A 24,461-nucleotide genomic window follows, 5' to 3' on the forward strand; every position below is an offset into this window, starting at 1 on the left:
CCTATAAAATAATAAGATCAATATATCAATTAAAAAACTTGGCATAGATATGCCAAGTTAAAGTTGTAATATAACTTTACCTCGGCAACATTATTAAGATTACTCCGTTGCTGTCTATGGTATATTGATTCAATTTATATTATACCACGCCTTGCGTGTTATAACTAAAGTACAGTTTCAGTGTTAATTTTAACACCAGGACCCATTGTAGTAGTAATTACTACATTTTTCATGTACGTTCCTTTTGATGATGATGGTTTTGCTTTAAGAATTGCTTCAAAAATTGCAGTGAAGTTATCAACGATTTGTGATGCTTCAAATGAGATTTTAGCAATACCTACATGCACATTTCCTTCTTTATCAACACGGTATTCTACTTTACCGGCTTTTATTTCTCCTACAGCTTTTTTAAGGTCCATTGTAACAGTTCCTGTTTTTGGATTAGGCATTAAACCTTTAGGTCCTAAAACACGTCCTAATTTTCCTAATTCAGCCATCATGTCTGGTGTAGCAACAATTACATCAAATTCGAACCAATTTTCGTCTTTGATTTTTTCAAGTAATTCTTTTCCACCAACAAAGTCAGCTCCTGCTTCCTCTGCTTCTTTTATTTTTTCACCTTGAGTTACAACTAAAACTTTTTGAGTTTTACCTGTACCATGAGGTAATACCATTGCTGCTCTAATTTGTTGATCAGCATGTCTTGGATCTACTCCAAGTCTGAAAGCTACTTCTACAGTTTCATCAAACTTTGTAGTTGTTGCTTTTTTTAATAATTCAACTGCTTCTTGGATATCGTAGTGTCTACCTTTTTCAACAAGTGCTGCAGCTTCATTATATCTTTTTGATTTGTTAGCCATCTTTTTGTCCTCCTTAGTGGTTAAGTGAATTTTTCTCCCACATCAAAAGATTATCACTTTTGTTGTTATTATAATCCTTCTACTTCGATACCCATGTTTCTTGCTGTACCACAAATAATTTTTGCAGCTGCATCAATATCATGAGCATTTAAATCTTCCATTTTCTTTTCAGCGATTTCTTTAGCTTGATCTAAAGTAATTTTTCCTACTTTTTCAGTTAAAGCACTCCCTGAACCTTTCTTAATTCCTGCAGCTTTTAAAATTAAATTAGCAGCTGGTTCAGATTTAAGAACGAATTCAAATGATTTGTCTTCAAAAACTGTTAAGACAACAGGTACTATTTCTCCTGCTCTACTTTTAGTTTTTTCATTAAAAGCCATTGTAAATTCAGGCATATTAATCCCTGCAGACGCTAGGGCTGGTCCTGGTTTCGCTTGCATAGCTGGAAACTGGATTTTTTTAATCATAAAAATTTTCTTTTTCATATATACACACCTCCTGAAATATTGGTTGTATTGTGGTTCTCAAACACTATGTGTGTGTTCTCCCACGTAAATTATGCACAATTCGCACTATACTATTTTACTATATATATGTTTTTATTGCAATAGTATATTGTAAAAAACATTTATCCTAAGAATGATTCAAGACTAATAACTATTCCATTAATTCCATTCATAATCCAATCTATTATTTTCTCAAAGCTAAATCCAAACTCTGAGATAAAACCATAGCCGAATATTAGAATAGGTATTAATAAGCCCCATGCATTTCCTTTTGGTTTTGCTTTTTTTGAAACTTGTTTTGATCTATCTGGAAATCTACTAACATCAACATTATTTAATTTTGTTTTATTATTTTCTTTTGAAATAGATTTTGCTTTTTCTTCAGCCTCTGCTTTAGCAATTTCAAGTTTTATTGATTCAACAAGTCCTACCTTTTTCTTTTTATGTTTAGGATTTGTATTGGTGTTTGTAATTGTTTGATAAGTTGCATTGGTTTCAAGATTGAAATCATTTCTTCTTTCAAATCGTTTGTCTTTAACTACTAAACTTTCACGTGCTGCCATTTCTTCTTTATATCTAGCAACATCATCAAAGTCTCTTTCGTTATAATGAAAAATCATAATTAGAAAAAAAGCCTAGTAAAACTAGACTTGAACCTTTCTAACTTGATTAAGTTTTAATTCAGTATTTGTTTCACGACCAAAAAACGGTAGTAAAACTTCAACAGTAGAATTTTTCAAATCGATTGATTGAACGACACCTTCTGTGCCAATGAATGAACCTTCAATAACTTCAACTCGATCACCAATTGCATAGTCAACATTAATTTGACTTAATCCCATTTGTGATAAAATATCATCTATTTCTTCATCCATTAAAGGAATAGGTTTAGCACCACCACCACTTGAACCAACAAATCCAGTAACATTTGGTGTGTTACGAACAATATACCAAGCTTCATCTGTTATATCCATTTGAATTAGGACATATCCAGGAAATATTTTTTTCATTTTCTTTTTTCCATCTGCTGTAGTCTCTTCAACTTCAGGAACAATTACTTGTTCAATAATTTCTTGAAGACCCATAGATTCAATTCGTCTTTCAAGATATTCTTTAACTTTATTTTCATAACCAGAATAAGTAGTTACTACATACCATTTTTTTTCAGCCATACTAGATACCCATCGCTTTCATTATTAAATTAATAAGTAGGTCCATAACAATGAAAATAATTGCAAAAAATGCACAAATTTCTGTTACAGAAAAAACCATCTTTGTTAATTCTTTCCCTTTAGGCCACTCTACTCTTTTTGCTTCAGCAATTACGCCTTTAAAATAACTCATATCTACACCACCCAGTTTTTAATTATTTACTTTCTTTATGTACAGTGTGTTCATTACAACGTTTACAAAATTTCTTCATTTCTAAACGAGTGTTGTGTGTTGTATTATTCTTATATGTTGAATAATTACGCGAATAACATTTTGAACAAACTAGTATTACTTTTTCTCTCATATTTGCACTTCCTTTTGACAAAATAAAAAAGACTAATTTTGCCTTCTTCTTTAAAATTATACCATATAAAAATATAAATATGCAACTTTATATTAATTTTAACAAATTATAAACTTTTCGTTTTTTTATTATATGCAATTAATGTAAGCCCAAAGATTATTAAAACCACTGATGCCACAGCTTTGCTACTTATTGTTGTTTCAAACATGTTAAAGTTTAAGTTACTTAAACTAATACCTTCAAGTATACCATTTATACTTTCATGATTATAATGAGCGATTAATAGTAATGTAAATGTAAAAATAAACTGCATAATTACACCACCAAAAGTTTGAACTTTATACTTTGCAACCATTCTAACATCTTTAGGTACACCATCATGTTTATAAACGGTTGTTTCTGACATCTTTGAAAGTGTAAAAAGCATAAATGTTGTTGCAATCATGCTTATGCCTGTAAGCACTGGAAAGTTTAACAATAAGATTCCAAATAAACATAGTGTGATTACTTTATTTACTTTATCTCCTTTTAACCAATTAACAAATGGAATAGTATAATATTCTGAAAGAACAGATCCTATTACATAACAAGCATACATTAACACAATTGCTTCTATACTATGATATGTAACTATTGCCGTCAACATACCAGTATAAATAACTAAATTTATAGCTGCACCTACAAATAATATTTTGTAAATCATTTTAAATGTTAACGTTAATTGCGGTTTTTTAAAATATAAAAACAAGCTAATTATTAATAAAATTAAGCATAATATTACTAAAGCAATTATAAAAATATCACCAATATAAAATGATCTAGCAACTCTAAGTCCAATTATTAATAAAAGCATAACTACAAATACAGATAATTCTTTTGAATACATAACATTACTTAAATATTCATGATCTTCTAATTTATATGATTTATATTTGCTAATACTTAAAAGCGGTATTAAAAAAAGAAATGAAAAATATACAAAAATGATAAAGTTTGGAGCTTTCATCATTGTAAAACATAAGACAAAAAAGATAAGTATTAGTATTGTCCCAAGCAGTTTTTCATATTTGTTTTGCATTTGCCTGTCATGACTTCTTTCATACTGCAGCATACTTATATAGCTTGGAATATAAAATGATTCACACAGTCCTAAAAGCACTGCACTTATCTCATAAAAAATATGTTGTACATCACCAAACATACCTAGTATACATGCTATCAATCCTAAAAGTAGAGAAATCTTTAAAATACGATAGGTATTGTTTTTAGTATGTAATGGTTTCAGTAAATATATCCCACTTGATTTAACACAATAATATAAAATAAATGGTAATATTTTATCTAAATCACTAACATCTGTTGTTAATGATACAATCATAAATAATAAATAAGGTAAATATTGTACTGTATTTCTTAATGCAAATAAAAAACTTGAACTACTGAGCTTGTCCAACGTAAATCCTCCTTTTATTTTCTTAATTATAGATAATCGCTAAAAAATAGAAGGGGAATTATTTCCCCTTCATTTTTAAATCTTTGAATCATGTAATATTTTTTTATACTTTTGAATTACATAATCTACTTTTTTTAATTTATAATTAGTTTTATCACTAATTTCTTGATAAGAATATCCTAATATATGTAAATAGACAATTTTCATCTCTATTTCACTAAGATTATTATTCAAATCTTTGAATGATTTTTCTAATTGATAATCATTCATAACTTTCTCACTTACACAAATTTCACCGTTTTCTATGAAACTATACATAGTGGATTCATTATCTGGCATGCTCTTATCCAAAGATAAGGCTCTAGCATGCATCAAATGTTTACTTGATGATAAGTTTCTAATCATATAAATATATCTATTTCTTAAACAAGCTATAAAATAACTAGAAAACTTAACTTTTTTATTTTCATCAAAACTATGTGTACAATCATAAAGTAAAATTAATGCTTCATTATACAAGTCTGCTTCATCTAAAGCAAAAAAGTAGTAATTCTTTTTGAAATAATTTATTTGAGAATAAATCATTCTGTGATATTTTTGTGCTAATAATGTAAAAGATTTATCACACCCCATGTGACAATAGTACAACAATTCATATTCATTGTACATTGATTATCTCATACCTACTTTCTACGGTTACTATCCATTTCATACATAATTATTGCCCCACTTACGGCAGCATTTAAACTAGAAACTTCACCATACATTGGAAGTTTAACTACAAAGTCGCTTTCTTTTAACATAGTTGTAGACACACCTTTACCTTCTGAGCCAACAACTAAAGCCATTTTCCCTTTATAGTCAACTTGATCATACAATACATCAGTATTCATATGAGCACAAACAACCCAGTATCCCGCTTTTTTCAACTTATCAACTGTTTGTTTTAAGTTTGTAACCATGCAAATGTCAACACCATTAATTGCACCAGTTGCTACTCTAGCAACTGTAGGAGTGACTTTGACACTTCTATTCTTTGTAATAACGATACCATCAACAGCCAAGGCTTCAGATGTTCTTATCAAAGACCCAAAATTTTGTGGGTCTTCTAAACCATCTAAAATCAATACTGTAGAATTTTCTTTATCCTTAGTTTTAGCTATTATAGTTTCTAAACTTTTGTATTCAAAATCAAAAGATTTAGCTACAACTCCTTGATGATTAGCATTATTTGACATGCTCTCAATTTTTGCTAAAGAGACAATAATATACTTAATCCTTTTTTTGTCTAAATAGTTAAGAAATTGAGTATCATTAAACTTATCACTAATAAATACTGTTTCTAATTGAGTTTTTGATTCAATTAGACCTTTTATTGTGTTTTTTCCATAATAATACATTATTTATCAAACCTTTCAATGATAATTTTAACAATTTCTTCTATTCTATCATGTTCTTCATTTAAATACAAAAAGCCAATTAACGCTTCAAAGCCTGTAGATGCGTGATAGTTCTCTGAATTAAAATTCTTTCTTCTTTGATTTACTTTAGCATTTCTACCTCTTTTGTAAACACGAATTTCATCTTCAGTTAAAATTTCATTTTCAAATAGGTAGTCCATTATTTCTTTATGAGCTTTGGCTGATGCTAAAGAACTAGTCAATGTTTGTAATTTATTTACTTTTACAATTCCTTTATTTACATAATGCATTCTGATTATTAATTCTAAAACACTATCACCAATAAAAGCTAGTGTTAAACTAGGATAATTCATTACAATATTCCTATTTCTAACAATTGATCTCGATACTTATCTGCTAATTGAAAATCCTTATCTTGTTTAGCTTTATTCCAATTACTATAAAGATTAAGGTCCTCATCTTGTATTATGCGTAAATTAATAAAAATCCCTAAAATTTCTAACATTTTTTCAATACTGTTTTTTAATTTTGAAATTTCTGCAATATTTTTTTCTTTTTTTCTAACTTCAGAATTTAATTTTTTAACTGCATCAAATATTACAGTAATTGCATTAGCAGTGTTTAAATCGTCTTCCATATATGTTTTATATTCTAACATTATTTCATCTTGATATTCATCACTACTATATTTTGCTAAAGCTAATTCTAGATTAGCTTGTTTTAAAGCTGTTTCCATTTTAACTAATTCTTTTTTTGTAGTCTCAATTAAATCTTCATTAAAATTTAATGGTGCACGGTAATGTGTTGAAAGCATTGCTAATCTAAAGGCATTAGGACCAATCTCTTTCACGACATCTTTAGTCCATACTACATTCCCAATTGATTTAGACATTTTTTCATCATCAATATTTATAAAACCATTATGAACCCAATATCTTGCTATATCATTATGAGAATGTCCATTTGCTTGAGCAATCTCATTATCATGATGAGGGAATTTCAAATCCATTCCACCACCATGAATATCAATCATACCACCATCATTAATTGAATTAATCATAACAACACACTCAGTATGCCAACCCGGTCTTCCAGTTGACCATTTTGAATCCCAGTTAATACCAGCATCTGTTTTTTTCCATAAAGTAAAATCAATTGGACTTTCTTTCTTTTCATTTTCTTCAACTCTAGCACCTATTATTAAATCATCTTTGTTAACATGTGATAGTTTACCATATTCTTCTAGTTTATTTACTCTAAAATAAACATCTCCATCAGATTCATAAGCATATCCTTTATCGATTAAATCTGCTATAAATTCTATTATTTCATTCATATACTCTGTAACTCTTGGTCTAAAATCAGGCATGATTGTATTTAATGTTTTACGATCGTATTCATAAGCATCAATAAATCTTTGAGCAATTTCAGCTTCTGATTTACCTTGTTCTTTTGCAGCGTTTATAATTTTATCATCAACATCAGTGTAGTTAGATATAAAGGTTACTTTATAACCTAAATATTCAAAAAATCTTCTCATTGTATCAAAAACTACCATTGGTCTAGCATTACCAATATGTATATAATTATAGACTGTAGGTCCACAAATATACATACTTACTTCACCTGATTTAATTGGTACAAACTCTTCTTTTTTGTTTGACATACTATTATGTAATTTCATATAACTTTCCTCCTGTTATTACAAAAAGCAATTCCATACAAAGGCGCCTTAGCGCGGTTCCACTTTGCTTGAATTGCTTCATCTTTATTCTTTTAACGCAAGAAATACGTCTTTTGCTACTACTAATTCACAAAAACTCAAACATGTGCATTCAATTATCTATTAATGAACCTTTTCAGCATACAGATTCTCTCTACAATTAAACTGATAACATACTAGTCATATTTATAATTTGTCCATTTATTAAATATATGATAACAAATTTACTTATTTTTTACAATAGCCTTGCACTTGAAATTGTGTATAAAAACGCAACTTAATCCTTTTAACTCTGATATTAAGACTTACAAAAAAAAATACCTTTTAAATTAAAAATGAAGATTAAAAGGCATCATATCACAAAAGTTATTATCTTTTCTTTTTATATTTATTTATATACTTTTCAATAATATACACTAACAATATAATAAGAGGAAGTATAAACCATAAATGCAAATTATAATTATGTAAATAAATTACATTATAATTATAATCTCCATAGCCATTTAACGCAATTACATCAGGTAATTGTGTATGTATAGGAGCTATTTTTTCAAAGCTATTATTTTCAGCAATATAATTAACATTATTAAATTGCCACATAAAAAATAGATTATAGCCTAGTAGAATTATATAAGCAAGTAATAAGCTAATTAAAGTATATTTATGATTTCTAATATTTAGCTTCCATTTTTTATTTTGCTTTTTTACAATAATATTTTTTTCAATTTTATATATTACAAATAATAAAAGTGGAATAATAATTAATAATATAGTATTTAAATTCCATAAATAAAGGTTAGGTCCATCTTCTTTAAAAAACGGGACAAAAGATATTATCCCTAGAATATTAGTATGTATCTTTTCAATTGGTATATCATAGTAATAATCATCTAAATAAGTAAACTCATTTAATGCTAACATAAAAAATAAATTTTCTAAAATCATAATAAAGAAACTAAATATAGCTGAGAAAAAAGTAAAACGATAATCTTTCATTTTCTAAGACCTCCTTTATTTGATTTTACGAAACCTTTTATAGTCATACATGTATTTGGTTTTTTAAATGTATTACCATTGTAATCTAGTTTATAATCTACTGTTTTATCTTGGCGATATCTTGTAGTATAAGTTTGTAGTAAATACTTTGTATCTACTGTTCCTTTCTTTTCCCATTTGTAGGTTCTTTCGTATTCTCTTACATTACTTCCTTTCGTATAAAATGTTTGTTTACGATTCATTTGCGATACTTGCCCATCAAAAGCATACCATCGCTCTTCTGATTTAATTTTTTTGGTTGATGCAGTGTAACATGTTCTTTGTATTAGTCTACCAGCACTATTATACTTATCAGTTCTAGTACTTGTACTATCACATAACTTGTTACTTGATCTTATTCTTGGATCAGCTTTTGATTCATTACTATACTGATCAAGCATCTGATCATACTCTGGTTGAGTATAATCTGTATACGGTCTAGCATAGGTGTTTTCTTCTGCAGCATTAATCCCATTGAATAGTAATACATTTAATAGGATAACTATGTATATAATTTTCTATTTCATGATCATATCTTCTTTCATATTAGAATGGATAAAGCTATAATCAAATACGTATTTGTTACATATTATGATAGTACATTGTTTATTATTTTTAAATAGTGCTAACTAAATATTAATATTAGCTTATTTGATGTTTAACTATCATTTATAGACATATTATTTATATTTATGATTGGTTGTGTGAACTAAACTCAAGAATTATAGTTAATCCTATTAAATATTATACTAGCTAAATAAGGGACTTAATTTTTAGTTAATTTTAGAGTTTTTACACAGTAATCTAAGACAGGATTATAACGATGGTGTTATTGATAAAAAGTTAAAACTATATTTTAAATATAAGTTATTAATAATAGATTGAGTTGGCTTTAATGAAATATCACCACTAGAGTTAAGCTATTCATTCAACTCATAGATATAAGATATACAAAGAAATCTACAATAATAACAAAGTAATATTACTTTTGATAAAAGACCTGATATATTGAGTCAAGATGAAATGATAACCATACCTATACTAGACAGAATACAACATCATTCATATACGTTCAATATAACAAGACTTTCATATCGAATCAAAGATAATTAGATGTAAGTAAATTGATGGATACTAATTCTTCTAATTTCATATTTAATCACTTCATAACTAATATAACAATGCATATTACCGTAGTTATGTATATTTAAAATTAATAAAAAATCTAAATATTAATAATTTATCAACTAGCAAAAAACCTAAACATTAATTACTTGATATAATTAATTTTCATTAAGTGATTTTTTTGTTAATTGCAATTTTATAAATGAATATTTTTTATACACTATGTTTATATAGCACTGATGTACTTATTATACTAAAAAATGCTATAAAGCATAATTTTAAAATTACGTTTTATAGCATTAATCGCTAAATATTTTATATAAATATTACTTCTTAAAAGAAGTAAAACCATTTCCTTGTTGATTTGCAAGTAATGCAAGTTCAGAAATAACACAACGTTTTGGTTGATTTATTACAAACCATACAGCTTCAGCTACATCTATTGCTTGTAATGCATCAATTCCTTTATAAACATTATCTGCTTTTTCTTGATCACCTTTAAATCTTGCCAATGAAAAGTCAGTTTCAACCATTCCAGGCATTATTGTAGTAACCTTTACATCTGATTCCATTAAATCAACACGTACACCATCTGCAAAAGTTTTTACTGCAGCTTTAGTAGCACAGTAAACTGCACCATTTGCATAGGCAACTTGTCCAGCTGTAGAACCTATGTTAATAATAATACCATGGTTTTGTTCTTTAAGTTTTGAACTAATTAGAGTAGTTAAAATCATTAATGATTTCACATTAACATCTACCATAGTCATAATATCACTTAGATCTGATTGATCAATAGATGATAATCCTAAAGCAAGTCCTGCATTATTTACAAGTGTATCAATGTTTATTCCTTCATTATATATATTAGAAACAAATGCTTCAATTTGCTTATAATCACTCATATCAATTGCTTCAGAGTATAAAACAGCATCTTTTAATTCTGATGTAATGGCTGCAAGTTTTTTAGAATTTCTTCCAGTTAAAACAAGTTTCATTCCATTATTTGCTAGGTTTCTAGCAATTGCTCCACCGATTCCACCAGTAGCCCCTGTAACTAGGGCAATTTTATAATTATTCATAATTATTTATTTAAATGTTGAGCAGCAGTAACAATGCTTAATTCATAAACATCATTTTGTGAAGCTCCACGAGATAAATCATTGATTGGAGCATTTAATCCTTGAAGGATAGGACCTAAAGCATTATATCCACCTAATCTTTGTGCAATTTTGTAACCAATATTTCCAGCTTCTAATGTTGGGAAAACAAAGACATTTGCTTCACCAGCAACTTTAGATTCAGGTGCTTTTAATTTTCCTACAGTAGGATCAATTGCAGCATCAAATTGGAATTCTCCATCATATTCAAAATCTACATTTTCATTTTTCATTAAATTAACAGCTTCAACTACTTTATCAACTGAAGCTCCTTTACCTGAACCTTTTGTAGAATAAGTTAAGAAGGCTACTTTAGGATCAATTCCAAAAGTTCTTGCAGTTACTGCAGATTCTTTAGCTATTTCTACTAAATCACCACTAGTTGGTTCTACAATAATTGCACAGTCTCCCATTATAAATTTTTTAGTGTCATTGAAGATTACAAATGAACTAGAAACAGTTTTTGCTCCTGGTTTTGTTTTAACTAATTGAAGTGCTGGTCTTACAGTATCAGCTGTAGAATAAGTAGCTCCACCAATAAGTCCATCTGCTTCGTTTAATTTCACAAGCATTGTTCCAAAATAGTTAGAAGATTTTAACATTTTGGCTGCTTGTTCAGCAGTAGCTTTACCTTTTCTAAGTTCAACGAATTTTTCTACTAATTCATCAAATTTTGGATAAGTTTCTATATCAATGATTTCTAAATCTGAGATATCCCAACCCTTTTGAGCAGCTAAAGCTTCAATATCAGCTTTACTCCCTGTAAGTACTGGATGAATCATATCATCTTTTTTCAAATCAATTGCAGCACCTAATACACGTGCATCATGTCCTTCTGTTAATACGATACGAATACCTTTACCTTTAATTTGGTTTTTCATGTTATCTAATATCATTTTAATAAAACCTCGCTTTCTTTATAATTATAAACTTTTTTTATCAATTTTTAAAGTATTTAATAAGTAGTTTCTTATTTCTGTTATAAAATATAATGAACCTGTAATAATTAGCATATCATCTTGTTGCATTTTAGTTATCATATCATCAATGTATATTTCATAATTATTGATATGTTTATATTTATTATTTGGATCTAGTTGTTCAAAGTTTGCAGCTCGATAAAAATCAAAAGTAGTTAATACTAAATTATGACTAATACCATTTAATGTTTCTAACATATGTGAAGTATCTTTATCTTCTAAGGCAGTAAATAATACTGTTTTTTGATAATCTTCAAAGTATGATAAAGACTTAGAAAGTGCTTCTATACCTTCTAAATTATGAGCACCATCAATAATAATTAATGGATTTGTAGACATTACTTCAAAACGCCCTGGCCAAGTAATATTTTCTAAACTATCTCTTACACTTTTTTCACTTATATTTATACTTAACTGATTTCTTAATACATCTATTGCTTCTAAGACAGTACAAGCATTTCTAATTTGATAATAGGCCTTACTTTTCAATATAATATTTTCATGACTCTTATAGTTAAAAACAAAGGGATTAGAACTTACTATTTGAGCATCTTTTACTTTAAATACTTGTGAGTTCATTATATTAGCACACTTTTTGATAACATTATAAGCTATATCATTTTGTTCAGCAGTAACTACAAAACTACAATTTTTAATTATCCCGGCTTTATTATAAGCAATCTCTTCTAATGTAGTACCTAAGTAATTTGTATGATCCATACCAATATTAGTAATGATGCTTAATAAAGGAACAATAACATTAGTACCATCAAAACGACCACCCATACCAACTTCAATTACACCATATTCAACATTATTCTTACTGAAGTAATCTAAGGCCATTAAAACATCAATTTCAAACATTGTTACTTTAGTTTCTTCTATTAGATCATAATACTCATTCACAAACTGTATTATAGAATCATCACTTATAAACTCATTATTAATACGTATTCTATCATTATGACCTTGAATACTTGGACTAGAAAAGAAACCTGTTTTATAACCTTCATTAATTAAAATGTTACTTAAGTAATTAGATACACTACCTTTTCCATTTGTTCCTGCAATATGAATAAACTTTATCTTTTCATATTCAATATTAGCTTCTTCTAAAAATTTTTCAACTCTTAATAAACCTAATTGAAAATTAGTTTTATTTTCAATATATGCTAAGACATCTTTTATATTATTAAATTTTTTCATGTAGACTCCAATCTATTTCTTGTAAATTATTTTCATTTAAAAAACGATTAATTCTTGAAAAATAATGTTGATTAAAAAACTTATTACCTGCAAGAGGTGAAGGATGATAACCTTCAATGATTTCACTATTCATAATATATTTATTGAATAATTTAGCTTTATTTCCCCATAAAACAAATACTACTTTATTATGTAAATCTAAATATTTTATGGTATTAACAACAAATTCATTCCAACCTAACTTACTATGTGAATTAGCTTTATGTTCTTCTACACTAAGTACTGTATTCAACAACATTATACCTTGCATAGACCACTTGCTTAAATCAGCAGTACTATTAACTATTCCTAAATCATTATTCAATTCTTTAAAAATATTTTTTAAACTTGGTGGTATTTTTAGACTCTTACTACTAAATGCTAATCCATCGGCTACTAGTGGAGTATGATAAGGATCTTGTCCTAAAATAACAACCTTGATCATATTTAAGGAATTATCTTTAAAAACTCTAAATATATTATTAATACTAGGATAAACAGTTTTAGTATTACATTCATTTAAAAGATTATCTAATAAATCTTGAAAGTAAGTTAAACTAAATTGTTCTTGAAAAAAATCATTCCAACTACAATCTATACCAGAAAAAAGTTCTTTTTTAAACTGCTCAATATCCATAACATTCTTCATTAAAAATCCCTCCTTTAACCTTAGTATAGCATATATTATTTATAACAATAAACCTATTTTTACTAATCTAAATAAAAAACTAGTAAATTAAATATTATAAAAGATAGTATTAAAACAATCTTATATATATAGTACATAATTAATGAACTAACTTATTGTTTTTGTCTACTAATAACATAATATACTTATAAATACTCTAATAATTTGCAACCCACATAAACATAGAATATTATATTATTATGGAGGTTACAAATTATGAAATTTAAGAAACTAGTAAAAAATGTTTTGCCACTTAAAATACTAACATTTTCAGCTTTATATATAAGATTTGTGAAAAACCAAAGTATTAAATCAAAACTGATAAATGATTATTACTATTTAAACTATCGAAAAAAATATTTCTTTGAAGATAATCCTAAATTAAATGAACTACATTTAAAAAAAGCTTTTAAATATTCACAAAGTAATAATTATCCTATACCAAAGACTGTCGCAAAAAATTTAGATATTGTAAAAGCCTTAGATTACAACAATACTTACTATGCAGCTAGTGACAAATACTTTAACAACCGAAAAATTGGTTTAGATTATATAATATTATTTATTCATGGTGGTGGTTTCTTTTTTAATCCAACATCTCAACATCTATTATTTATAAGAAAGCTTGCAAATAAAGCAAACGCTAAGGTTATTATGCCTATTTATCCAAAAGCACCAGCCTATTCTCATAAAGAGATGTACCATTTTTTATATCAAATATATACAGATACAATAACAAGGTTTACTGCTGAAAAAGTAATAGTAATAGCTGAAGAAGCTGGTGCAACTTTAGCTCTTGAGCTTGCTTGTAAAGCACGACATGATGGTATTGAACCTGTTAAAGAAATGATTTTATTAACACCCTTAAGTGATGTTACCTTACAAGATAAAAGATTGAAAAAAGCAGATTCAAGTGATTTTAAGATTGATTTACACTCATTGAAAAAACAAGTAAATTATTATGCTGATGATTTAAAGTTAAATAATCCAATAATAAATCCATATTATAATGATTTAGATATCGGTACTAAAATTAGTATTTTCAATTCCACATCAAGTATTTTAAATATAGATAGCTTAAACCTACAAAGGAAAATAACCAAACAAGGTCTACATCTAGATTATTTTGAATATCCTAATATGCAGTACCAATTTATGTTTGATAGCACTTTAGAGTCTAATAAATTTTATGATGATCTTTTGAAAGTCATAACTAGACCTAGAGTAAAACCAAATGAATTAAAAATAGTTAATGATAAAAAGTTTATAGATAACTTAAAAGTAGCGATTAAAAAAGGATAAAGCATAATAAAAGTATATGAAAGGAAAAGTATGATTATTTATATAAATAACATATAGGATATAAAATGAAAATAATTAATAAAGCACTAAAATTACAAGGCACCCTTGATATGATGGGTTATGGAATGTATGTATTAAAAGCAAAATACTGGGAACAAAGAAGTTTAAGAAGTAAGATGGTAGAAGATTTTTTAAATAAAAACTATCCTAAATATAAATTTTCAAGAACAAACTTCAAACAAAATGTTAAATTATATGAAAAAAATTATCGAAAAAGTGCAAAGACATATATACTTAATAATAAAATAGCTAATATTCTTAATATTGAAAAATTAGAGGATAATAACTATTATTTAAAATGTAATAAAGAAAATGCTAAAACAATGCTTTATGTTTATGGAAGTGGATTTTGGCAAGAAATAAGTAATTTCCAATGGTATTTTTTAAGAACACTTGCTGATAATTTAGAAGTTAATATAATAGTTTTAAATCAAAAATTTGCACCATATTATGATTATTATCAAGTAATTGAAGACTTAGATAATTTATACAAAGACTACAAAAGTAAAATTAATTATGTTGCAGCAGATGGTAGTGGTGCTACATTGCTTTATAATCTATTAAACAATCAAGAAGATGTTTCAAACATAGATAAAATGATTTTATTTTCTCCAATCATAAATCTAGATTTTGATACAACAATTATTAATAAAGAAGACCCTGTTATTGATAGCTATTCTTTAAAAGTACAAACTGAATACTTTTTTAACAAAGATTATGAAAAAGCCATGTTACATAGTCCATATCACATGAAATTAAAAGATATGCCAGATACTATAATTATTTCAGGAGGCAAAGACACCCTAAATAAAGACATTATTAATTTTTACAATAAACAAGTTTACTATAAAAAGGATATTGAATTATGGAACTATGATCACATGATTCATAACTTTCAATTCTTTCCTTTATCTGAAACTAAAGAAGTCTTAAATAAATTATGTGATGTATTTAACTCTAATATACAAAAACCTTTAGAAACAAAGGAATAAAAGTATGTTTCATAAATATTTAAGAACTAAAAAAAGAGCATACTACATCTTAACATTCTTTGTGTTTATTCTAATTGTAGTATCATTAATTTCAACTAACTTTACATTTAATTTTGAATTATTCAAAAGAATATTCGTATGCTTACTAATACATTTTTTCTTAACATTAACCACTGCAAAAGACAAAGATTTAAGCTAATTCATTTAGCTTATTTTTTTATTAATTATTATTCATAATTGTAATTAAGAGTTAATAAGCTTTCTCTATTAGATACAAAAAAAAACCGATGATTGTAATGCACCGGTTTTTTTAATATATAAGACAATATTATGAAATAAACAATTAAAGTAGTAAAATACTCCTATTAAAATGTATTTTCTATTTTACAAGTTCTTTAATAAATAAACTTACATACTCATCTTGTTTAAAATCTTCGCATTCAAATATTTGGTTAGAGTTATCTACTAAACAAATTGCAGCAGGATTAGAGATATTATTAAAAGCATTTATTTTTTTCTCTCCATCATTCATATTTATTAATTTCAAATTATATTTATCATCTTCTAGTTTTGCATATTTGATAATTACTTGATATTCATTAAAACCAGAAAAGAAATCACTAGAATTATCTAATGTATTTAACTGTGAAATATCATTTATAACACTTTGTTTTAACGATCTATTCTCATCATTATTATCAATATTAATACTTCCAACTGCACTTTTAAATTTTTGATTTAAAAAATTATGTTCTACGCTACAACTACTACAAAAAATAAGTAGTACTATAAACATAACATATTTATATTTATTAATTTCTCGGTTCATATTTAATATCTCCTGTCAGCCAGCTTGTGAATTTATTATTATTGTAAAAATAGCTTACATTGTATGATGTAAATAAGTAAGAGTAGGCATTTTTAATTCTGCTATTGATTGCAGATGAATTATAATTTAATAATTTTAATTTCCTAAAGCCGCTTATTAAAATTTTAGGTTTTGCAACTTTAACATTGAAATAAGGAGCACCTTTCTTTGGGCAGATACGAGTATATTCAATGTTATAAGTAGCATTCTCTAAATAAACAAATCTATTATTAATTTTAAGTATTTTAATACCAATATTTATTTTATCCTCATCTATCATTACATTTAATCCAGTTTCTTCATTGAATACTTCTTTATTATAGTTTACTATTACTTTATAACTAGTTAATTATTTTGTATCATCAATAGCTATTTTAGAGTTATCTAAGTTTAGCGGTTTAGTGTATATTAAAGTACACTCATCATCACATTGATATAATGATATTTCGCTATTTATTAAATCATTCATTACTTCTTCATTTGCTAAGATACTTTTATATATATAGTTTAGCTCATTATTATAAAGCTCTATGTTTTTAAGTTTTTGGTAGTTATTTATATCTAATATTGTCTCTAGTTGATTATTATTCAATATTAAAGAGTTAATATTGTTATTATTATTTTCAATATTTTCTAGTGAACTTATTTGATTATTGCTTAAATTTATTTCTTCTAGATTGTTTAAATATTGTATATCTGTTGGTATACTTTCTATTTTATTATATTGTATAGCTAATGATTCTAAGTTTAGTATACATTTTATTCCTTCTGCTGTTTCGATAAAGCATTTTTACCTTCAGCTAGTTCGCTAAAGAAATACTTTTCAAAATCATGATCATTTTCTTGAGAACTGTAATCTAATTCTTTTTGCCTTAAAGATTATATTTCATTACTTTAGCATTACTCATTATTAATAAGTTAGTTAATACTGTTAATAATACAATAATTTTTTTCATTTTAATTCCCCTTTATATTAAATTTATATAACTATAATATCATTTTATATATACATTGTAAACAAAGCGTGAAAACAATCATATAAAGATAACAGAATTATTTAAGCCTTAAATACTTTATGTCTTATGGAGATAGGATTTTAATTATAATAAAATTTCTATAATTTTAATATTTAATGGATAGATATTAGCAGTTATAAGTAGTTAAAAAAGAGCACCCACATGCATGTAACTATCTACCTATTATGCATGTGGGTGCTCTTTTTTGTTATAATCATTTTAAAGTGTTTATAATGATAGAATTAGTGTTAGCTACATTAAAATCAGCAGAAGATTTAGCTTTGCATTCAAATGCATTCAAGAAAGTTTGATTGGTAGTGTTTTAGTAGACAATTTTAATAAACACATATTTTATTTATATTGTACTGAGGTTTATGCCTTAAAGTAGAATATAATACTTCTTTGATAACATCAACTTATATAATACTATATAAGAAAAAGTAGATACCTCTTTTTTAAAAGTATCTACTCTAAAATTCTACTATCTTTAAGATAGCACTTTACACAATGTTCTGAACAGACTCGGTGATTGAAGACTAGCTTGTTGTACATTGTTATATAATTAAAAGTGTGCATTTTTATATTAACATATACAACTAGGTTTGCTGTGAGCTTTCTTATATTTTCAAGTTTTCAACTTTATCTTCTAAACTCCTTGTAGCATTTTTCCATTTTTTACAGTCATATTACTAGTGGAGTCAAATCAAAAGAATACATAAATAGTGATTAGTTGATCTATTTAGGATTTAATATCTGTAACTAAATGTTCTTTTGTGAGTACTTTAAATAAAGTTACAGTTGATTGTTACTATTACTTAGTAAAATTTCTAATTCTTCTTATCTCACATTAATCACTTCAAAACTGATATAATAAAATACATTACAACAGTTTAGCTAAGTCTAAAATCAGCAATACTATTTAGGTCCAAATTATTTTTTTAAAACATTTAATTCTTTCCATTCTTTAACAATAAAATAAATTGTTAAAGCAAAGGCCATTCCATCAGCTATTGGACCTGCATATACGATACCATCAATACCAAAAGACATAGGAATAATTATTATTAAAGGAATTAAAAAGATGATTTGCCTAGTTAATGAAACCCATAATCCAATTGCTGCCTTACCAATTGAAGTATAGAAATTTGAACATACTGGTAATAACCCATTTACACAAGTCATGAACATAAATATTCTCATAAATTTAGTTGCAAGTTCATTATATTCAGCACTTCCTTGTCCAAAGATACCAATAATTTGTGAAGTAAATACTTGAAATAATAAAAAGAAGGTAATTGAAATTGCTAGTACTATTTTAATTGCTTTTTTTAATGTCTGTTGGACTCTTTCATAGTTTTTAGCACCATAATTATAACCATAAATTGGTTGTGTTCCTTGTGATAGACCAATTGCAAAAGCCATAAAAATCATATTTAGTTTTGTTATTACACCTACTACAGCAATTGGTATTTCACTTCCATACACTGATAAGCTTCCCCAATATCTTAAAGAGTTATTCATTACAATTTGAGCTACAGTCATTGCTAATTGATTAAAGCAAGATGCCATACCTAATGCTGCAATGATTTTCACATATCTAAATTGTATTTTAAAGACTGATTTATCAAGCTTGATACTTTTAGTCTTCTTTACAAAATAATACATTAGCATTAAAAAGGTAATTGCTTGACCTAAAGTAGTTGCCAGTGCTGCACCTTCAATACCAAGATTAAAAACAATCATAAATATTGGATCAAAAATGATGTTAAATAATGCTCCACTCATCATAGCTATCATTGAATAAGTTGGTGAACCATCAGCTCTAACAATGTTAGCACCACCTGTTGAAAACAACATCATAGGTAAGCCAATAGCAATTATTCTAGTATAAGGTAATGCATACTCCATAATGGCATCTGTAGCTCCAAAAAAATACAACATATCTTTTGCGAAAAAGAAAGTTAACACTCCAATAATAATTCCACTTAACATCATTAAAGATAGTGAGTCACCCACTACTTCATTTGCTTCTTTAACTTTCTTTTGCCCAGAAAACAAATTATAATTTGAGGCACCACCAATTCCAAATAACAAAGCCATTGAGATGGCAATTGGTGTTAAAGGAAATGCTACATTAGTTGCAGCCATTGCTGTTGTTCCCATAATTTGACCGATAAAAATTTGATCTACTATATTATATACTGCACCTACTAAAAGGGCTAAAATGCTTGGAATTGAGTATTTAATAATTAGTTTATTAATATTTTCAAAACCAAGCGGGTTTGCTTCTTGTTTCATATTATCACCTTTTCTTTTTTATTATTATCATTGACATATAATGTTGTTATATGTAAAATATAATAGTTAGTTTCCTAACTATATAATTATATCATACTTGAAAAGAGGAATAAAGATGGAAAAAGAAATAAATTCTCAGCACTATTCTATAAGTGCTGGCATTTATATAAAAAAAATTGGAAATCAAATATTAAGATATATAAATCAAAATACATTGTTTTCTGAAAACCCTGATGCTACTAAGATGCAAATGATATTTGCTTCTTACATAAGCAATCATAATCCTTGTTATCAAAAAGATTTAGAAAGAGAATTTGGTATAGTTGCTGCCACTGCCTCTCAAATCTTAAAGCATATGGAAAATGAAAAATTACTAACTAGAATTCCAGATGAAAATGATGCTCGTAAAAAACAACTTGTCCTAAGTGATAAGGGTATGGAAATTGGCATTAAAAGAAATGCTAGTATTAAGCAACTAGATAAAGCTATATTAAAAGATATAGATTCAAAAAAGTTAGATGTTTTCTTTGAGGTATTAGATCAAATAAAAGAAAATGTCAAAATAAAATAGGAGGAAAAAAATGATAAAAATTGTAAAAACACTACTTAAATCTTTAAAAGAATATAAAAAAGATGCGATTATTGGACCAATATTAGTTACAATAGAAACTGTTATGGAAGTATTAATACCTTTTTTAATGACTTTTATCTTAGATAAAGGTTTAATGCAAAAAGATATGAATGCTGTTATTTATTATGGAGCATTAGCTGTTCTAGCCTCAATAGCCTATTTTGTCTTTGGTGCAATTGCTGGAAGATATACTGCTAAAGCTGCTGCAGGCCTTTCAAAAAATATAAGACATGACATGTTTGAAAACATACAAGACTATTCATTTAGTAACATAGACAAATTTCATAGTTCATCTTTAATTACTAGAATGAGCACTGATGTTACAAATGTTCAAAATGCCTTTCATCAATGTTTAAGAATATTAGTAAAAGGACCATTAATGATGATTTTTGCATTAATTATGGCCTTTAGTATTAACCCTTCATTAGCTTTAATTTATTTAGCTAATGTACCAATAATTGGTTTAGCATTATACTTAATCACACACTTTGCACACCCTATCTTTGAAAAGGTAATGCAAAGCTATGATGGTTTAAATGAGATGGTTCAAGAAAATGTTGCAGGTATTAGAGTTGTAAAATCTTATGTAAGAGAAGACCAACAAATTTCATTATTTCATAAACTATCTGCAAATATTTTTAGATTATTTACTAAAGCAGAAAAAATTGTTGCTTTAAATGGTCCATTAATGCAATTAGCAATGTATTCTACTATATTACTTATTTCATGGTTTGGAGCACATCAAATAGTTAATTCACAGTTACAAATTGGACAATTAAGTACGATGATTACTTATGCTATTCAAATATTAATCGCTTTAACTATGTTATCTTTTGGATATGTATTATTACTTATTGCCTCTAAATCAGCAGTTAGAATAGTTGAAGTATTAGATGAAAAATCTGATTTAACTAACCAAGAAAATCCACTAACAGAAGTTAAAGATGGTAGCATTAAATTTGATAATGTAGCTTTCTCATATATTAATGATATAAATAAATGTGCTTTGAAACCTACTAATTTCACTATAAATTCAGGTGAAACGGTTGGAATCTTAGGAGAAACAGGAAGTGGTAAATCAACATTAGTATCACTTATACCTAGATTATATGATGCAACTAGTGGAATAGTTAGTGTTGGTGGTCATAATGTTAAAGAATATGATCTACACTCTTTAAGAGCAAAAGTAGCTATGGTTCTACAAAAAAATGTTTTATTCTCTGGAACAATAGCACAAAACTTACGTTGGGGAAATGAACATGCCACAATGGAACAAATAATTGAAGCGTGTAAGATTGCTCAAGCAGATGAATTTGTATCTAAAATGCCAGATGGTTATGACACTTATATTGAACAAGGTGGATCTAATGTCTCTGGTGGTCAAAAACAAAGATTATGCATTGCAAGAGCATTGTTAATGGATCCTAAAATACTGATATTTGATGATTCAACAAGTGCTGTTGATACTAAAACAGATACTTTAATCAGACAAGCATTCAAAACAAAAATTCCTGATGTAACAAAAATTATTATTGCTCAAAGAATTTCATCAATTGAAGATGCTGATAAAATTATTATTATGAAAAATGGATCTATTGATGCTATTGGCACACATGAAACACTTCTAGATTCAAATGAAATATATTCACAAACATATTATACGCAAACTAGAGGAGGTCAAGATAATGAGTAATAAAAGTATTCAAAATGAAAAAAATCGCTTTAATAAGAGTAATACAGCACTTCGACTATTAGCTTATGTAACATCAACATATAAATTTAGATTCTTTTTAGTTTTAGTATTTATTATAATATCTGCTTTAGCAAATGTAATTGGCTCTGTCTTTATCAAAACATTAGTAGATGATTATATAACACCACTTATTCAAAATAATGGTGCTGATTATGCTCCATTACTAAAGGCAATCCTAACAATGGGACTTATTTATCTAGTTGGTGCTTTCTGTAACTTAATCTATGCTAGATTAATGGTAATGATTGGTCAAGGAGTTCAAAAACGAATCAGAGATGAAATGTTTGAACATATGCAACAATTACCAATATCATATTTTGATACTCATCAACATGGTGATATTATGTCACACTTTACTAATGATATTGATGCCTTAAGACAAATGATTTCACAAAGTATTCCTCAAACACTACAAAGTGTTGTAACTATGACAAGTATAATAGTTACCATGTTTATAATGAGCTTTAGATTAACTTTAATTGTACTTATTGTAATAGCATTTACTTACTTAATTTCAAAAACAATTGCTAATAATTCAAAAAAATATTTTCAATCACAACAAAAAAATATTGGTAGTGTTAATGGATACATTGAAGAAATGTTAAAAGGACAAAAAGTAGTTAAAATCTTTAATCATGAAAAAGTTGCAATAGAAGACTTTGATAAATTAAACTATGAGCTATATCAAAGTTCATTTAAAGCTAATGCTTGGGGTAATTTAATGATGCCTTCAATGCTAGCTTTAATGAACTTAATGTATGTATTGATTGGTGGTATTGGAACTTATTATGCAATTGTACATTCAATGTTTAGTGTAGGTTTAATTATTTCCTTCTTATCATTAAGCCGATCATTAATTAATCCTGTAACTCAAATTGGACAACAGATCAACTTTATTATAATGGCTCTAGCTGGTGCAAGTAGAATATTTGAATTAATGGATGAAAATGTTGAAACAGATGAAGGAGAAGTAACTTTAGTTAATGTTGAAACGATAAAAGATAATTTAATAGTTGAGTGTAGTGAAAAAACGGCAAACTGGGCTTGGAAAGTACCTCAAGCTAATAATAAATTTGAATATATTGAACTTAAAGGTGATGTTAGATTCTTTGATGTTGACTTTTATTACAATAAAAATAAACAAATTTTACATGATGTAAGCTTATATGCTAAACCAGGTGAAAAAATTGCTTTTGTTGGAGCAACTGGAGCAGGTAAAACAACTATTACTAACTTAATAAATCGTTTTTATGATATTCAAGAAGGTAGAATAACATATGATGGGATTAATATTAAAAACATTAAAAAGAGTTCTTTAAGAAAATCATTAGGAATTGTCTTACAAGATACTAATATGTTTACTGGAACTATTAAAGAAAACATTAAATTTGGTAGCTTACAAGCAAGTGATGAAGATGTAATTAAAGCTGCTAAACTTGCAAATGCACATGACTTTATTAATACCTTACCTCTAGGTTATGATACAATAATTGATGGTTTAGGTGGTTCATTATCACAAGGACAAATGCAGCTATTATCGATAGCTAGAGCAGCTATAAACAATCCACCAGTAATGATATTAGATGAAGCAACTTCATCTATTGATACTAGAACTGAACAAATAGTTCAAAGTGGAATGGATAAATTAATGTTCAATAGAACTGTATTTGTTATTGCACACAGACTTTCTACCATTAAAAATGCTGATGCTATTATGGTTATGGATCAAGGTAGAATAGTTGAACGTGGAGATCATGATGATTTAATTAAACAACATGGTATTTATAATCAATTATATACTGGATCACTAGAATTAGAATAAATAA

The 24,461-nt window shown here is 26.9% G+C and carries 27 protein-coding genes, 1 pseudogene and 1 other annotated feature; of the genes and pseudogenes, 6 read left to right on the forward strand and 22 right to left on the reverse strand.

Going from position 1 to position 24,461, the window contains the following annotated elements:
* Positions 1–21: 21 nt before the first annotated feature.
* Positions 22–138: a sequence feature (ribosomal protein L10 leader region), on the reverse strand.
* Positions 139–164: 26 nt separating this feature from the next.
* The 13 genes from rplA to ACD762_RS06850 form a co-directional block, all read right to left on the reverse strand.
* Positions 165–860, reverse strand: a complete 696-nt coding sequence (gene rplA / locus ACD762_RS06790) for a 50S ribosomal protein L1 (RefSeq protein ID WP_423363222.1) — start codon at positions 858–860, stop codon at positions 165–167.
* A gap of 68 nt (positions 861–928) precedes the next feature.
* On the reverse strand, positions 929–1,345 hold the full coding sequence (gene rplK / locus ACD762_RS06795) for a 50S ribosomal protein L11 (RefSeq protein ID WP_423363223.1): 417 nt from the start codon (positions 1,343–1,345) through the stop codon (positions 929–931).
* 143 nt (positions 1,346–1,488) lie between these two features.
* On the reverse strand, positions 1,489–1,986 hold the full coding sequence (locus ACD762_RS06800; protein WP_423363224.1) for a hypothetical protein: 498 nt from the start codon (positions 1,984–1,986) through the stop codon (positions 1,489–1,491).
* A 24-nt stretch (positions 1,987–2,010) separates the two neighbouring features.
* Positions 2,011–2,538, reverse strand: coding sequence for a transcription termination/antitermination protein NusG (nusG, locus tag ACD762_RS06805; RefSeq protein ID WP_423363225.1), 528 nt, complete (start codon positions 2,536–2,538; stop codon positions 2,011–2,013).
* 1 nt (position 2,539) lies between these two features.
* Positions 2,540–2,710, reverse strand: a complete 171-nt coding sequence (gene secE, locus ACD762_RS06810) for a preprotein translocase subunit SecE (RefSeq protein ID WP_423363226.1) — start codon at positions 2,708–2,710, stop codon at positions 2,540–2,542.
* 22 nt (positions 2,711–2,732) lie between these two features.
* Complete coding sequence (gene rpmG, locus ACD762_RS06815) at positions 2,733–2,882, reverse strand: 50S ribosomal protein L33 (protein WP_423363227.1); 150 nt, start codon at positions 2,880–2,882, stop codon at positions 2,733–2,735.
* Between the two features lie 106 nt (positions 2,883–2,988).
* Complete coding sequence (locus ACD762_RS06820) at positions 2,989–4,335, reverse strand: hypothetical protein (protein ID WP_423363228.1); 1,347 nt, start codon at positions 4,333–4,335, stop codon at positions 2,989–2,991.
* Positions 4,336–4,410: 75 nt separating this feature from the next.
* On the reverse strand, positions 4,411–5,004 hold the full coding sequence (locus ACD762_RS06825) for a sigma factor (RefSeq protein ID WP_423363229.1): 594 nt from the start codon (positions 5,002–5,004) through the stop codon (positions 4,411–4,413).
* Between the two features lie 14 nt (positions 5,005–5,018).
* Positions 5,019–5,735: a 23S rRNA (guanosine(2251)-2'-O)-methyltransferase RlmB gene (gene rlmB / locus ACD762_RS06830; protein WP_423363230.1), complete on the reverse strand. Its 717-nt coding sequence runs from the start codon at positions 5,733–5,735 to the stop codon at positions 5,019–5,021.
* Entirely contained in the window at positions 5,735–6,109 is a 375-nt protein-coding gene (locus ACD762_RS06835) for a Mini-ribonuclease 3 (protein WP_423363231.1), read from the reverse strand. The genes rlmB and ACD762_RS06835 overlap by 1 nt, the downstream gene beginning before the upstream one ends.
* Positions 6,109–7,440: a cysteine--tRNA ligase gene (cysS, locus tag ACD762_RS06840; RefSeq protein WP_423363232.1), complete on the reverse strand. Its 1,332-nt coding sequence runs from the start codon at positions 7,438–7,440 to the stop codon at positions 6,109–6,111. The genes ACD762_RS06835 and cysS overlap by 1 nt, the downstream gene beginning before the upstream one ends.
* 408 nt (positions 7,441–7,848) lie before the next feature.
* Positions 7,849–8,478, reverse strand: a complete 630-nt coding sequence (locus tag ACD762_RS06845) for a hypothetical protein (protein ID WP_423363233.1) — start codon at positions 8,476–8,478, stop codon at positions 7,849–7,851.
* Positions 8,418–8,918 (reverse strand): hypothetical protein, encoded by a 501-nt coding sequence (locus ACD762_RS06850; RefSeq protein WP_423363234.1) that lies wholly within the window; start codon positions 8,916–8,918, stop codon positions 8,418–8,420. Before ACD762_RS06850 ends, ACD762_RS06845 begins: the two co-directional genes overlap by 61 nt.
* Positions 8,919–9,498: 580 nt before the next feature.
* Between ACD762_RS06850 and ACD762_RS06855 the strand changes: the two genes are divergently transcribed.
* Complete coding sequence (locus ACD762_RS06855) at positions 9,499–9,630, forward strand: ATP-binding protein (protein ID WP_423364721.1); 132 nt, start codon at positions 9,499–9,501, stop codon at positions 9,628–9,630.
* 338 nt (positions 9,631–9,968) lie between these two features.
* On the opposite strand, the gene ACD762_RS06860 is transcribed toward ACD762_RS06855, so the two are convergent.
* The 4 genes from ACD762_RS06860 to ACD762_RS06875 are packed head-to-tail and all read right to left on the reverse strand — an operon-like array spanning position 9,969 to position 13,676.
* Positions 9,969–10,724, reverse strand: coding sequence for an SDR family NAD(P)-dependent oxidoreductase (locus ACD762_RS06860; RefSeq protein ID WP_423363235.1), 756 nt, complete (start codon positions 10,722–10,724; stop codon positions 9,969–9,971).
* A gap of 2 nt (positions 10,725–10,726) precedes the next feature.
* Entirely contained in the window at positions 10,727–11,698 is a 972-nt protein-coding gene (pta, locus tag ACD762_RS06865; RefSeq protein WP_423363236.1) for a phosphate acetyltransferase, read from the reverse strand.
* Between the two features lie 27 nt (positions 11,699–11,725).
* Complete coding sequence (locus ACD762_RS06870) at positions 11,726–12,988, reverse strand: bifunctional folylpolyglutamate synthase/dihydrofolate synthase (protein WP_423363237.1); 1,263 nt, start codon at positions 12,986–12,988, stop codon at positions 11,726–11,728.
* Positions 12,975–13,676: a uracil-DNA glycosylase gene (locus ACD762_RS06875; RefSeq protein ID WP_423363238.1), complete on the reverse strand. Its 702-nt coding sequence runs from the start codon at positions 13,674–13,676 to the stop codon at positions 12,975–12,977. Before ACD762_RS06875 ends, ACD762_RS06870 begins: the two co-directional genes overlap by 14 nt.
* A 255-nt stretch (positions 13,677–13,931) precedes the next feature.
* Here ACD762_RS06875 and ACD762_RS06880 point away from each other — a divergent pair, with 255 nt between their 5' ends.
* The gene (locus tag ACD762_RS06880) at positions 13,932–15,017 is read left to right on the forward strand and encodes an alpha/beta hydrolase fold domain-containing protein (RefSeq protein WP_423363239.1); all 1,086 of its coding nucleotides are present in this window, start codon (positions 13,932–13,934) and stop codon (positions 15,015–15,017) included.
* A 65-nt stretch (positions 15,018–15,082) separates the two neighbouring features.
* The gene (locus tag ACD762_RS06885; RefSeq protein WP_423363240.1) at positions 15,083–16,069 is read left to right on the forward strand and encodes an alpha/beta hydrolase; all 987 of its coding nucleotides are present in this window, start codon (positions 15,083–15,085) and stop codon (positions 16,067–16,069) included.
* 379 nt (positions 16,070–16,448) lie between these two features.
* On the opposite strand, the gene ACD762_RS06890 is transcribed toward ACD762_RS06885, so the two are convergent.
* The 5 genes and pseudogenes from ACD762_RS06890 to ACD762_RS06910 form a co-directional block, all read right to left on the reverse strand.
* Positions 16,449–16,898 (reverse strand): hypothetical protein, encoded by a 450-nt coding sequence (locus ACD762_RS06890; protein ID WP_423363241.1) that lies wholly within the window; start codon positions 16,896–16,898, stop codon positions 16,449–16,451.
* Positions 16,882–17,217 carry a hypothetical protein gene (locus tag ACD762_RS06895; RefSeq protein WP_423363242.1) on the reverse strand — a complete coding sequence of 112 codons (336 nt, stop codon included), beginning with the start codon at positions 17,215–17,217 and terminating at the stop codon, positions 16,882–16,884. Before ACD762_RS06895 ends, ACD762_RS06890 begins: the two co-directional genes overlap by 17 nt.
* Before the next feature lie 69 nt (positions 17,218–17,286).
* Positions 17,287–17,529 (reverse strand): hypothetical protein, encoded by a 243-nt coding sequence (locus ACD762_RS06900; protein WP_423363243.1) that lies wholly within the window; start codon positions 17,527–17,529, stop codon positions 17,287–17,289.
* Positions 17,530–17,568: 39 nt separating this feature from the next.
* A pseudogene (locus ACD762_RS06905) lies at positions 17,569–17,718 on the reverse strand (leucine-rich repeat domain-containing protein); the annotation flags it as partial.
* A gap of 1,165 nt (positions 17,719–18,883) precedes the next feature.
* Complete coding sequence (locus tag ACD762_RS06910; RefSeq protein ID WP_423363244.1) at positions 18,884–20,251, reverse strand: MATE family efflux transporter; 1,368 nt, start codon at positions 20,249–20,251, stop codon at positions 18,884–18,886.
* Between the two features lie 115 nt (positions 20,252–20,366).
* On the opposite strand from ACD762_RS06910, the gene ACD762_RS06915 reads away from it, so the two are divergent.
* The 3 genes from ACD762_RS06915 to ACD762_RS06925 are packed head-to-tail and all read left to right on the forward strand — an operon-like array spanning position 20,367 to position 24,457.
* Positions 20,367–20,822, forward strand: a complete 456-nt coding sequence (locus tag ACD762_RS06915) for a MarR family winged helix-turn-helix transcriptional regulator (RefSeq protein ID WP_423363245.1) — start codon at positions 20,367–20,369, stop codon at positions 20,820–20,822.
* Positions 20,823–20,832: 10 nt separating this feature from the next.
* Complete coding sequence (locus ACD762_RS06920; protein ID WP_423363246.1) at positions 20,833–22,575, forward strand: ABC transporter ATP-binding protein; 1,743 nt, start codon at positions 20,833–20,835, stop codon at positions 22,573–22,575.
* Positions 22,568–24,457, forward strand: a complete 1,890-nt coding sequence (locus ACD762_RS06925) for an ABC transporter ATP-binding protein (RefSeq protein ID WP_423363247.1) — start codon at positions 22,568–22,570, stop codon at positions 24,455–24,457. The genes ACD762_RS06920 and ACD762_RS06925 overlap by 8 nt, the downstream gene beginning before the upstream one ends.
* Positions 24,458–24,461 lie beyond the last annotated feature (4 nt).

Origin of the sequence: Mycoplasma sp. P36-A1 (genome assembly GCF_049478495.1) — a bacterium.
Taxonomy (GTDB): Bacteria; Bacillota_I; Bacilli_A; order JAJDGJ01; family JAJDGJ01; genus P36-A1.